Consider the following 10,013-nt stretch of genomic DNA (forward strand, 5'->3'; position numbering starts at 1 on the left):
GGTCTATTCACCGGCGAAAAGAAAGAGGAAGTAAAAACCAATAACTATGTATACTATGGAGATGACGTTGTCGAGAAATTAAGATTTATACAAATGGCAAAAGCGGTAGGTTTTACGCTGGCCGAAGGTCTATTCACCGGCGAAAAGAAAGAGGAAGTAAAAACCAATAACTATGTATACTATGGAGATGACGTTGTCGAGAAATTAAGATTTATACAAATGGCAAAAGCGGTAGGTTTTACGCTGGCCGAAATCAAAGAAGTTGTAGATGCCTGGTACAAAAAGCAAATCAGCAAAAAAGCAAAGATTCAAGTTCTTGATAAGAAATTACTGCAAATAGAAGAGAAAATCAAAGAATTAAAATCAGTCAAAAAACAAATTGCTATCTGCAAGTTTAATATTGAAAATGAAAATATTGAAAACGCTGATGAAACTATCATTAGTGGAGGCAGACCTTTCGATCTACCCCCGTATTAACGCTCTCACCGACAAAGATAAAAAAACAACTTGTATATACAAGACCTTCTTAAATTCTTACCACATTTTCAAAAATAGAACCCACCCAATTCATAGAATTTGAATTAGTTTTTTATTTTTGGCCAGCCTATGTTCAAGCCCATTACCTTTCAAAATGAAAACTACCTGATCCACCCTTTCCGGCCCGAAGACCTGGAACGTTTTGGTCAAATCTCAAAAGAAGTATTTTGCATCCTATCCGATGATCATACCCTAAAATTCGTCCCCAATAAACGATTAAGTACATTTCAGGAAGCAGAACTATTCCTGCAAACCATGCTCATGAATGCCCATGCCGGGCGAAACTACCTCCATTTCATTACAGATAAAAAACTCAGCAAAGTCGTAGGCATTATCGATCTCATTTCCCCTCAGGTAGCACAGGAACATTACCAGATAGATCACTACCCTTTCTTCATCGAATTTTACCTCAGCAGTTTTGCCAGCGGATGTTATCTCATGACAGACATCCTTCCGACCATTGTAGACCAGATCCTGTCGCAAGGCATTTCCAACATAGGTGCCGTAGTCAACCGCGATAACATTGCTGCCAAGAAAGTCCTAAAGAAAGCACAGTTCCGCTACAAAAACCCTTTCGATCAGGTTCAGGATTTTTATGAGATCACACAGAACTAAGCACTTATAAAGAGTTATCCGTAGCCTCAAAATCAAATATTTCGTTATACTTGGGTTTCACAACCACCGTACCTTTTAAATCCATCAGGCCAAGTTTTATGGCACTCACTTCACTGTAATCACCATCCAGGTCACCAAAACGGAGTAAGCCATGCTGGTACGAAATAAATCTTGTCTTTTTATTTTTACTCAGATCAATCAATGGTTTTTTGTCCAAACCAATAAAAGCAGTTGGCTCATAGTCCACATTCTTCACAAAAAATAAACCATTGCCCAAACTGGCAAATCCGTTATCACCAAGTGCAAGTATCTGCTTCCCTTTCGTATCAATTATTACTTTCTCGTACGGATTCTTAATAGAGCTTGCCAAAAGATGCTTGCTATCCAGAATATCTAAACTACTCCAGTTAAAGTCAAGTAAATGCTCTCCTTTGGTATTAATCAGGGCATATTCCGATTGCCCATCATCCTTGCTGTCAAATCTTGCAACCGGCGCCATACCATAACTAAAGTCTACTCCTTTGGCAAGAGTAGGTTTTACCACCTCTTTTCCTTTCGCATCTATATAGCCGTAATGCGGCACATACTCATTATAAAACTCATGTATCTTATAAACCATCACCAGGGCCAGGCCATTACTAAACGCCGAAATCTCCTTATAAGTTGGTGGAGCTACCACCTGYCCCGTTGTCGTAATAAGTCCATATGTAAAGCTATCTTCAGCATTTGCTTCAGCAAATGAAAAACTCGCCAACCCATTCGTAAAATTCGACTCAATATCATACTTAGCATCTGTAACTATTTTTCCCTGAAGGTTAATAAGCCTGCCAATACTTTTTTTGTCACCATTTTTCGAATCATATTTCTCAAACACCTTTGCTAACCCTTTTTCAAAAGCCTCAGCACCTAAATATTGAAGCTTTATTACCTCTTCGCCCTTTAAATTCACGTAGCCATAGCTTCCATTCTTTGCAACTACAGCAAGTCCTTGCGAAAAATAGCCGACAGTATCATACACCGCCTCAACCACCATTTTTCCACTCGTATTAATAAAGCCCCATTTGTCATTTACCTCCACACCTGCCATTCCCTCGTTAAAGAAACTCACATTTGTAAATTGAACAGGAATTACCAATTTGCCCGCTGCATTGCAAAAGCCCCATTTGCCTGCCTTTTCAGAGTTGTCTACAACCTCAACGTTTACATTTTTACTTTGTGCAGTAGACATTTCCACTACCGGATATGATTTAGGGATGTATTTTCCAATGTTTACCGGTACAAGGTTGTTGTTCCACAAACCCGCATCGTCATAAACCAGCGGAACCACTTCATTGCCCGAAACATCAATAAACCCACATTTGCCATTCAGGCGAACCTGGGCCATATATTTTTTCTCTTTTTGCGCATAGGCGAAGGAAAAGCATGCCGTTAACAACAGCAGGAGCAGAAATTTAGCGTAATTAGATAGCATTCAATGTTTTTTAGGATGATGTAGATGCAATAAAGTTAAGCATCTTCTCCTTTATATTGCAAATGAGCCTCCGGATTATAAACTTCCAGTATAAAGCCAGGATTAGCCAGGTCTTTAAATTCAAATTGGCGATATAAACCATGCGCGTCACTGGTATTCAACATTTTTCTCCTCAACCTTTTCGACCACGGTTGCTCAAAAATATGAGCCAGCATCAGCTTCGATATCCCATTTCCACGAAATTCAGGCAACACCATAAAATCTGCGAACCACCCAAAAGTATAATAATCCGTAATCACCCTGCCAAATCCAACCTGCACCCCCTCTACAAAAGCACCAACACAAAAAGAATTCGCTAACGATCGGTCTACCAGTTCATACGAAATACCTTTAGCCCAATAAGAATCCTCACTTAAGAATCGGTGTACCGTCTTTACATCCATATTCTCTTTACCTGTTTTAACAATAAATTCTAACATAATATCTGATTTTTACACAAAAGTAGCTGGCAGCACTAAATGAACACAGTTACAGTTTTTGATATTTAAACAGACACAGTTATCTTTACCTCATGAAGCGCAACTTCCTGTACACCGAATTATCAAACAACATTGCCACGCTCATTAAAAATGGAGTTTTAAAAGAGGGCGACCGCCTCCCATCTGTCAGAATGCTATGCACAGAACATGGTATCAGCATGAACACAGCAAAAAGAGTATTCCTCGAACTGGAAGCACAATCGCTCATCGAATCAAAACCCCAGTCCGGCTATTTTGTAAGTCGCCTTCCCTACAAAAAACTTCCGCTTGCGCAGGTCAGCAGCCCTTCATTAATCAACGGCAATCAGGAACCGGAAGAATTGATTCATAAAATTTACGCCAACATGGGCAATACAGACCTTACATTTTTTTCCATTGGAGCGCCCGCAGATCAGCTCCTGCCCTTAGCTAAGCTAAATAAAGAAATCATCCTCGCCACACGCTCACTTAGCCACAGTGGCACCGCATATGAACCCTTACAAGGCAACGAGAAGTTACGCCGAATGATTGCAACACGTTCCTTAACCTGGGGAGGGAATTTTGATGAAAACGACCTGGTCACCACAGCCGGCGGAATGAATGCACTATCCTTTTGCATGATGGCCTTATCAAAGCCTGGCGATACCATCGCAATGGAAAGCCCCTGTTATTCCGGCATCCTGCAGTTGGCCCGCAGTTTAGGGCTCAAAGTAATCGAACTGCCTACCCATCCTATTACAGGAATCGAAATCGATGCCTTAAAAAAAGTAGTCTCCAAAATCAACCTGTGCCTGCTGGTTCCAAACTTCAACACACCCTTAGGCAGCTGCATGCCCGATGAACATAAAAAAGAAGTCGTTGCACTTTTGGCCAAACACGGCGTTCCACTTATAGAAGACGACGTCTATGGCGATCTGTATTTTGGTGCCCAGCGCCCTAAATGCTGCAAGTCCTTTGATGCCGGGGGAACAGTACTCTGGTGCAGTTCTATTTCCAAAACCCTGGCCCCGGGCTATCGCGTGGGCTGGATCGCACCTGGCAAATACAAAGAGCAGATCCTTAAGCTCAAACTGGTTCACGCCATATCCTCAACTACCATTACACAAGAAGCAGTAGCCAACTTTCTAAAAACCGGCAGATATGAAAATCACCTACGCAAACTGCGTCAAACCTTGCAGTACAACTACCAGCAATATATAGATACCATAGCCGAATATTTCCCGGAGGGAACCAAAACCAGCCGACCGCAGGGCGGGCTTGCCTTATGGGTAGAATTTAGTAAAGAAATCAATACTACAATCCTGTTCGAAAGGGCGCTGAAACAGAACATCAGCATTTCTCCCGGCAGGATGTTTACCCTACAAAATCAGTTTGAAAACTGCATGAGGCTTTCCTTAGGCCTACCCTGGTCCGAAACCCTCAAACAAAAATTAAAATTACTTGGCAGGCTGGCAGGATCATAACTGATCAAAATACGCCGTAGTCTCCTCCAGTATAGACTGCATTAGCACCCCTGCTTTCCGGTGTTTCAATATGGGCGCTATCTGCCCGCCCCAGAACAAAATCAAATCCCATTTCTCTTGCTCTATCGCACCTTTTCTTAAGTGCGACATGAACTGCGTCTGTAGCGGAAACGGCAAAAATCCATGTTCTTTATGGATCATATCCTTTGCAAGCCTGCTGGTTATTCCCCTGCCAAGCCTTCCGGTATAAGCCCTTGATAAAGTAGTATACTTAGCATTATCCGAAAACAACATTTCTCGATGAACGGCTGTAGCATTCGACTCCTCTGTGGCCAGAAAAGCAGTGCCAATCTGGGCCGCATCAGCACCAAGCCCCAGCGCCGCAGCAACACCCCTTCCATTAGCAATACCACCCGCAGCAATAACCGGAGTTTTCACCTTTTCTTTAATCAATTGAAGCAACACAAACGTTCCAGTCACAGACGATTCAGCCGAAGCCAAAAAAGAAGGACGATGCCCGCCCGCCTCAAAACCAGAGGCAATGATCAGGTCAACCCCAGTTGCCTCCAAAGCTATAGCCTCATCCAAAATAGTAGCAGCCCCGACCGTAACAATCCCAAGCCTTCTGCACTGCTCCAAAACATCCTCGTCCAGCAAACCAAACATAAAACTAAATACAGGCGGCTTCTGATGCAAAATCACTTCCAACTGGTTTTCAAAACGCGATTTAAATGGCGCAGGCTTCTCGGGCAAAGCAATGCCTACTTCATCAAAATAAGGCTTAAACAAAGTCTGAGCCTGTTTAAACTGCTCATCAGACACAGTACCGTCCACGGCGTCTGTATCAGAAACCCATAAATTAATATTGTAAGGCTTATTCGTTGCAGCCTTAATTTGCTGGTCTACCTCAATAATTTCCTGCGGACTCAATGTATAAGCCCCATAGCCTCCTAGTCCACCAGCGTTAGACACAGTTGACACCAACGCTACAGAAGAAAGATTCCCTCCAAATGGCCCTTGTAAAATGGGATAATCAATCCCCAGTATTTTCGATGCTCTTGTTTCGTACCACATCATCTTAAAATTTATTAATCATTATACAACCGGCTCAGTGTCTCTCTCGAAACACCCAAATAAGCGGCTATCAGCTTCTTAGGGACCATATTATAAAGCTCCGGATACAGCTTTAAAAGCTCCTCATACCTATATCTTACATCATTATTCATAAAAGACAACAACCTTTTCTGAACCGCCACATAGCCCCTGTTAGTCCGCCACCTAAAAAAATGCTCTACCTTATGAATCTCATTACACAGCTTTTCCCGGTCACTGTTACTCAGGCAAAGCACTTCCGCATCGCTAATACAGTCCACATTCACGGTGGCCTTGGTATGGTTGTATAATGCGTTATAATCAGAAGCCCACCAGGTAGGCATGGCAAATTGCAGGATAAACATTTTCAAGTCATCATTGATAAAGAAAGCTTTTAAACAACCCGAAATCACGAAGTATTCACAATCTACCACATCGCCCTCCATAATAATGGCTTGTCCTTTTTTAAAACTCAGTATTTTAAAATGAGAGAAGAAATAATCAAACTGTTCATCACTAAGAACAACCGATTTATCGATATGGGCTTTTAAGATTTCTTTAGCTTCTGATGGCATATCAGCTATGTTTCATTGTACCCTTTAAAGTTAAAGATTTAAATCTATTCGCTTACGTCTGTAAACATTTTGTTAACCAGCATCCAGCGGTTATCAATCTTATGAAACGATAGTAGCTCATCGTAATTGAACTCGTACATTTTAACATGCACCTTGGCCACAGCAATCGTATTGATCACCTCTACCGATATCACCGTTCCTTTAAAAGGCTTACCAGAGTCTTTCGGACTTTGCCTGTTGGCCACCCCATCAAGGTACTCCTCAAGCTTTTTAAAATAAGGCTGCCCTTTTATATCGGCAAATAATAAAGTACCCGGATTTAAAACCTTCCGCAGCTTATCAGTATCACCTTCATAAATACCTTTAAAATAATAATCTTCCAGTGCCTGGGTTATTGCCAGTGAATCTTCTTTAGTAGTTTTCATTTTCTTTAGTTTTTAAAGGTTCTATTAATTCAGGTGATGCCCCGCAGCCATACCACCATCCACATTGATGATCGCGCCAGTTATAAAATTGCTTCTGGCAACTAAATATACCATTTGTGCAATGTCATCCACCTCACCAACACGGTTAAGCAAATGCAATCCCGCACTTTGATCAGCATCATCACCATGCATAGGTGTACGGATCACGCCCGGGGCAACGGTATTCACCCTGATGTTATGTTTACCAAATTCAGCGGCAAGCTGCAGGGTAAGCGCATGTATTCCCCCTTTAGAAGTCATTGGTGCGGTTGATGGGCCGCCACCAAGCGCATGGTTTACCAGCGGGGTACCAATATTGATCACTACACCGCCCTGCTGTTTCAACATTTGTGGAATAATCGCCTGCGTAGTAAAAAAAGTACCCTTCAGATTGGTATTTAAAAAACGGTCCAGATAAGCCTCATCCACTTCCAGAAATGGTTTGGTCTCATAAATACCGGCATTGTTTACCAGCACATCTACAGCACCAAATTTCTCAAGCGCTATTGCCAAAAGCTGATCTCCGGTACTTTTATCTTTTACATTACCAGCTACCATGGCCAGGTTATCACCACCGCCAAGCTCCTGATAAACCAGCTCCAGTTTTTCTGGGGTCGATGAATTGATCACTACACTATCGCCATTTTCTAAAAAGTGACGGGCTATTTCCTTACCGATTCCAGATGAGGCACCGGTAACTATTATAGTTTGCTTTTTCATTTCCTTATTTCTTATCGGCTGTAATACCTTTTTCCCTTAATACAGATACCTGTTCACCTGCAAAACCCCAATCATCAAGTTCTATTTCCTGAATCACCACATGAGTCAGCTGAGGGTCTTTATTCAATACGTCAGTCATCAGATTTGTAACCCCTTTAATCAGGGCTTGTTTTTGTTCGCGACTAACCCCTTCGCGGGTTAGTTCAATTTTAATGTATGGCATGGCTGTATAATTTAAGCTAACACTGGTTGTACAGCTTTAGCGGTTACATCAATGGACAATTCAAAATCATTGTAGATCAGGGTATCTCCCAAATTCTGAAAGAAATTACCAGAGCGGAACTTCATTTCGTATTTGGTACGGTCAACTAACAGCTTGGTGGTAGCGCTTAAATTGTCGCCATTTACCGCTATCGCTGCATCAAAATTAATCGGGTGCGTAATACCTTTAATGGTCAGGTCAGCTTCAACATCGTTACCCGAAACTGAAGTAATTTCCAATGTTGCTTCAGGATATTTTTCAATTGCAAAGAAATCATCAGAAGCCAGGTGCCCGGCAAATTGTGCATTCGTTCCGGGGTCAGTAACATCCAGTATTTTGATAGATGCGGTATCGATAATGAATTTACCACCCTCCAGTTTACCATTGTTCAGAATAATTTCACCTTCTTTAATACCAATGGTACCATTGTGTGCGCCGGTTACTTTTTTGCCTACCCAATCAATATTACTTTGGGCAGCTAAGATTTCAAATTTTTGAGTTTTCATAACTTTTGTTTTTAATTGTACATCAAAGTTGTGAAGGATTTGCCCAGAAGTTGTGTGACCTACATCACCATTAAAATGAAGCTTGTTTTATGTGATCCAGATCACTCTCAAAGTGACTCTGGGTTTCACCCAAATTTGTTACAATAAAACAATACAGAAAAGGTTGGCGCTTATACTATTTTTGCTAATTTAGAATGTTGCCAAATAAAAACGGGAGAATAAAATAATGACATTTTCCTGCACAATTATTACAGGCAGCTAACGTTTAGACTGATAATAATTAATGGGGAAACCCTTTTTAATAACCCAAAATCAGAATTCAATGAAAAAACTGAGGTCAAAAGTAGTAAAAGCGCTCAAAAGAGAATTTACCTTCGAATGCACAATTTCAGCAAGAATGAATCAGGTTATTTTAGATGTTAAAAACATTGATTTTGAACAGCACCTCGGACAATTAATTCAGCAAACTCAGCAAATCATTGACAAATATTTCCCTCAGAGAGAAGAACACCTTTGCCTTGTCATCAGGCAAATAGACGGGAACCATCAGAACACATTTAAGATCTGGAAGTCGGTTTATTAGGTAAAATCACTTTTACTCTTTCCTGAGCTGTTCCTGTATCCTGATAATCTGGCAACTGCTTAAAGGGAATATCGTTTTCCTTTAAGCATGTCCCCCGAATTGCTTCTTTCGAAAAAATATCCCCTAAACTAGCATAGATTTGATAAAATGATCTGAATCGTCGTAGCTCTCGTTCATTAATATTCAAAAGCTTCTTTTGGTTTAGATTGGCAGACAAGCGATGAAGCAACTTAGCTCCATATTCCAATCGATTTTCTCCCTTTTGTTCAAATTCAACGATGTAAAACCCAATAAGCCAGTTGCGTAGCGTCAAATGAATATTTACAGCTTTAACTGCAGCTTGGTTTAAGAGTGTGTGTGTACTTTCAATCTGTTGAACATGAAAATCAAAATTCATATGTAAGTGTAAAAAGTGTATAGTCAAAGCTATACTTTTTTACTCCTCAAAAGCAAATGTAATCCCGCCATTAAAACTTACTCCCATTCTATGCAGCTTAAAATACTTTTCTTTTCTGCTATTTTTTCTGCTTAGACCTTTCGTAATCTATAATCTTCTTTGTCAATATAGCCTTTCTGGCAAGTATACTCTCAACCTGTGTATCCGCAGCTTCCAACCCCTCCATCGGATCACGCACTTCAATCTTTGCAATCCATTTCGGATCCAGGTTGTCATACCGCTCATACATTTCCATGAACTCCTCAGGACTGAACCATCTTTTCACCGATGGCTCAAACACCCATAGCCTTTGCTTAAGCGCATTATTAAATATTTTTCTGATCAAATCTATTGTTCTAACCGTTTGCTCATATTTAGCTGAATATTCAAATAACGGTTTATGTTCTCGTTGAGGTCTGTTGCCCATATCAGTAAAATTGAATAGACAAATTTACTAATATTTTTAGTAATATTTCAAAATTAAATTACCAAAAAAACATTTTTTTAGCATCCACTAACCTGTACTACAGCCCATCAGCGTACTTGGCAATCGTTCTTTTATGCCTTAATTGCCTGTAAACACCATCACCCTCTCTGCTGCCCTCTACATTTGTATTCCCCTCAATGGTCTGTACAAAATCTCCTTGTAAGCATTCCACAAAACCACAATGAGCTACTCTTTTTAAGGAACGCAGAGAGAGATCTCTTGAACTCGCATAATTCTCTACTCCCCGTCATCTCGAACAACTCCCAGTCGCTCGTCATCCTGAC

Annotated in this window: 14 protein-coding genes; 4 read left to right on the plus strand and 10 right to left on the minus strand. The window is 40.9% G+C overall.

The features are described 5' to 3' along the window. On the plus strand, positions 1 to 477 hold a 477-nt coding region (locus AC1DDX_RS15520; protein ID WP_477622237.1), incomplete at its 5' end, for a MerR family DNA-binding protein. 129 nt (positions 478 to 606) lie between these two features. Then, on the plus strand, positions 607 to 1,152 hold the full coding sequence (locus AC1DDX_RS15525; protein WP_172659800.1) for a GNAT family N-acetyltransferase: 546 nt from the start codon (positions 607 to 609) through the stop codon (positions 1,150 to 1,152). A gap of 4 nt (positions 1,153 to 1,156) precedes the next feature. Here the strand turns inward: AC1DDX_RS15525 and AC1DDX_RS15530 are convergent, their stop codons facing one another. Further along, complete coding sequence (locus AC1DDX_RS15530; protein WP_172659799.1) at positions 1,157 to 2,623, minus strand: WG repeat-containing protein; 1,467 nt, start codon at positions 2,621 to 2,623, stop codon at positions 1,157 to 1,159. Positions 2,624 to 2,658: 35 nt separating this feature from the next. Further along, on the minus strand, positions 2,659 to 3,102 hold the full coding sequence (locus AC1DDX_RS15535; RefSeq protein ID WP_172659798.1) for a GNAT family N-acetyltransferase: 444 nt from the start codon (positions 3,100 to 3,102) through the stop codon (positions 2,659 to 2,661). 92 nt (positions 3,103 to 3,194) lie between these two features. Here AC1DDX_RS15535 and AC1DDX_RS15540 point away from each other — a divergent pair, with 92 nt between their 5' ends. Continuing rightward, the gene (locus AC1DDX_RS15540) at positions 3,195 to 4,604 is read left to right on the plus strand and encodes an aminotransferase-like domain-containing protein (protein WP_337716566.1); all 1,410 of its coding nucleotides are present in this window, start codon (positions 3,195 to 3,197) and stop codon (positions 4,602 to 4,604) included. Here AC1DDX_RS15540 and AC1DDX_RS15545 read toward each other — a convergent pair. Genes AC1DDX_RS15545 through AC1DDX_RS15570 form a run of 6 tightly spaced genes read right to left on the minus strand, consistent with a single transcriptional unit; the run spans position 4,599 to position 8,223 of the window. After that, positions 4,599 to 5,681 (minus strand): NAD(P)H-dependent flavin oxidoreductase, encoded by a 1,083-nt coding sequence (locus tag AC1DDX_RS15545; protein WP_246269425.1) that lies wholly within the window; start codon positions 5,679 to 5,681, stop codon positions 4,599 to 4,601. The genes AC1DDX_RS15540 and AC1DDX_RS15545 overlap by 6 nt on opposite strands. Before the next feature lie 11 nt (positions 5,682 to 5,692). Beyond that, positions 5,693 to 6,271: a Crp/Fnr family transcriptional regulator gene (locus tag AC1DDX_RS15550; RefSeq protein ID WP_172659796.1), complete on the minus strand. Its 579-nt coding sequence runs from the start codon at positions 6,269 to 6,271 to the stop codon at positions 5,693 to 5,695. 44 nt (positions 6,272 to 6,315) lie between these two features. Continuing rightward, positions 6,316 to 6,696, minus strand: a complete 381-nt coding sequence (locus AC1DDX_RS15555) for a nuclear transport factor 2 family protein (protein ID WP_172659795.1) — start codon at positions 6,694 to 6,696, stop codon at positions 6,316 to 6,318. A 24-nt stretch (positions 6,697 to 6,720) separates the two neighbouring features. Next, a complete protein-coding gene (locus AC1DDX_RS15560) occupies positions 6,721 to 7,455 on the minus strand; it encodes an SDR family NAD(P)-dependent oxidoreductase (protein WP_288879000.1) in 735 nt (244 codons plus the stop codon). A 4-nt stretch (positions 7,456 to 7,459) separates the two neighbouring features. Then, positions 7,460 to 7,678: a tautomerase family protein gene (locus tag AC1DDX_RS15565; protein WP_172659793.1), complete on the minus strand. Its 219-nt coding sequence runs from the start codon at positions 7,676 to 7,678 to the stop codon at positions 7,460 to 7,462. A gap of 11 nt (positions 7,679 to 7,689) precedes the next feature. Continuing rightward, complete coding sequence (locus AC1DDX_RS15570; protein ID WP_172659792.1) at positions 7,690 to 8,223, minus strand: YceI family protein; 534 nt, start codon at positions 8,221 to 8,223, stop codon at positions 7,690 to 7,692. A gap of 322 nt (positions 8,224 to 8,545) precedes the next feature. On the opposite strand from AC1DDX_RS15570, the gene AC1DDX_RS15575 reads away from it, so the two are divergent. Then, positions 8,546 to 8,806: a hypothetical protein gene (locus AC1DDX_RS15575; RefSeq protein ID WP_172659791.1), complete on the plus strand. Its 261-nt coding sequence runs from the start codon at positions 8,546 to 8,548 to the stop codon at positions 8,804 to 8,806. Here the strand turns inward: AC1DDX_RS15575 and AC1DDX_RS15580 are convergent. Both AC1DDX_RS15580 and AC1DDX_RS15585 read right to left on the minus strand, forming a co-directional pair. Next, positions 8,781 to 9,203, minus strand: a complete 423-nt coding sequence (locus AC1DDX_RS15580) for a DUF1016 N-terminal domain-containing protein (protein WP_172659790.1) — start codon at positions 9,201 to 9,203, stop codon at positions 8,781 to 8,783. The genes AC1DDX_RS15575 and AC1DDX_RS15580 overlap by 26 nt on opposite strands. 118 nt (positions 9,204 to 9,321) lie before the next feature. Next, positions 9,322 to 9,669, minus strand: coding sequence for a hypothetical protein (locus AC1DDX_RS15585; RefSeq protein WP_172659789.1), 348 nt, complete (start codon positions 9,667 to 9,669; stop codon positions 9,322 to 9,324). Positions 9,670 to 10,013 lie beyond the last annotated feature (344 nt).

Source organism: Pedobacter sp. 10L46_2 (assembly GCF_056395165.1).

What these genes read in the sequence shown, in the direction of transcription:
- AC1DDX_RS15560 (WP_288879000.1), bottom strand. Translation starts at nt 7,455, where the DNA reads ATGAAAAAGCAAACTATAATAGTTACCGGTGCCTCATCTGGAATCGGT.
- AC1DDX_RS15555 (WP_172659795.1), bottom strand. Translation starts at nt 6,696, where the DNA reads ATGAAAACTACTAAAGAAGATTCACTGGCAATAACCCAGGCACTGGAA.
- AC1DDX_RS15540 (WP_337716566.1), top strand. Translation starts at nt 3,195, where the DNA reads ATGAAGCGCAACTTCCTGTACACCGAATTATCAAACAACATTGCCACG.
- AC1DDX_RS15525 (WP_172659800.1), top strand. Translation starts at nt 607, where the DNA reads ATGTTCAAGCCCATTACCTTTCAAAATGAAAACTACCTGATCCACCCT.
- AC1DDX_RS15570 (WP_172659792.1), bottom strand. Translation starts at nt 8,223, where the DNA reads ATGAAAACTCAAAAATTTGAAATCTTAGCTGCCCAAAGTAATATTGAT.
- AC1DDX_RS15565 (WP_172659793.1), bottom strand. Translation starts at nt 7,678, where the DNA reads ATGCCATACATTAAAATTGAACTAACCCGCGAAGGGGTTAGTCGCGAA.
- AC1DDX_RS15545 (WP_246269425.1), bottom strand. Translation starts at nt 5,681, where the DNA reads ATGATGTGGTACGAAACAAGAGCATCGAAAATACTGGGGATTGATTAT.
- AC1DDX_RS15575 (WP_172659791.1), top strand. Translation starts at nt 8,546, where the DNA reads ATGAAAAAACTGAGGTCAAAAGTAGTAAAAGCGCTCAAAAGAGAATTT.
- AC1DDX_RS15580 (WP_172659790.1), bottom strand. Translation starts at nt 9,203, where the DNA reads ATGAATTTTGATTTTCATGTTCAACAGATTGAAAGTACACACACACTC.
- AC1DDX_RS15585 (WP_172659789.1), bottom strand. Translation starts at nt 9,669, where the DNA reads ATGGGCAACAGACCTCAACGAGAACATAAACCGTTATTTGAATATTCA.
- AC1DDX_RS15550 (WP_172659796.1), bottom strand. Translation starts at nt 6,271, where the DNA reads ATGCCATCAGAAGCTAAAGAAATCTTAAAAGCCCATATCGATAAATCG.
- AC1DDX_RS15535 (WP_172659798.1), bottom strand. Translation starts at nt 3,102, where the DNA reads ATGTTAGAATTTATTGTTAAAACAGGTAAAGAGAATATGGATGTAAAG.